The sequence below is a fragment of the Methylobacterium sp. WL103 genome (genome assembly GCF_008039885.1).
Taxonomy (GTDB): Bacteria; Pseudomonadota; Alphaproteobacteria; order Rhizobiales; family Beijerinckiaceae; genus Methylobacterium; species Methylobacterium cerastii.
Window position 1 is genome coordinate 1 of the sequence record NZ_VRUX01001152.1, and the last position, 698, is coordinate 698.

Consider the following 698-nt stretch of genomic DNA (forward strand, 5'->3'; position numbering starts at 1 on the left):
GCCGGGCCCCGTTGCGGGGCCGGACCGAGGCGATGCCCTACCACACGCCCGACGACGAGGACGCCGCGGGGCCGTCCCCTTCGGCGACGCCTCAGGATCGGGCTGCGGCTCCGAACGCATCCAGCGCCGCCTGACCGGCCTCGATCGCGTCCTCATCCGTCGCGTAGGTCTCCGGCGAGACCCGGACGGACACGCCGCCCGCGTCCGTCAGGTGCCAGCGGTAGCGCCCGTGGGCGTCGTCGCGCGCCTCGACGGCGACGGGCGTCGGGTCGTCCATGGCTCAGCCTCCGTCGGTTCGACGCCACAGGTCGTCGCAGCGCTTGCTCCGAGGCGAGGGCCGGCGGGCACGGATCGGACCACCCAGGGTGCCGTCATGCCGCCGTCGCTCCAGACATCGCTGGCCAACGTGACGCGAATTCCGGCGTTCCGGGCGCATCCTGCGGCGGAAGCGCCCCGCCAAGCCGGGTTCGATCCGCGCCTCGCTGCCGCCCGCGGATGGGTTTTTCCGCGCCGCGCCGTCGTCGGATCGTGGGCTCGGACGTTGGCAGGATTGGGGGAAGCCTCGCTCGATTCGCGCGCGGGCAGGCCGGGTGCGCGAGCGGAGTCGAGCGATCGATGACGAACACGGTGGGCACGGCCGGCCTCGGACGCCTGTCGGGACGCGACGACGTCCGCGCGGCGGCACGCGACGCCATGGC

The 698-nt window shown here is 74.5% G+C and carries 1 protein-coding gene; it reads right to left on the reverse strand.

The features are described 5' to 3' along the window. Positions 1-91 precede the first annotated feature (91 nt). Positions 92-277 (reverse strand): hypothetical protein, encoded by a 186-nt coding sequence (locus FV222_RS28345; protein ID WP_147754222.1) that lies wholly within the window; start codon positions 275-277, stop codon positions 92-94. Between the last annotated feature and the right edge of the window lie 421 nt (positions 278-698).

Bases quoted from the DNA above. Each gene is read 5' to 3' on its own strand.
- FV222_RS28345 (WP_147754222.1), bottom strand. From the start codon at position 277: ATGGACGACCCGACGCCCGTCGCCGTCGAGGCGCGCGACGACGCCCAC.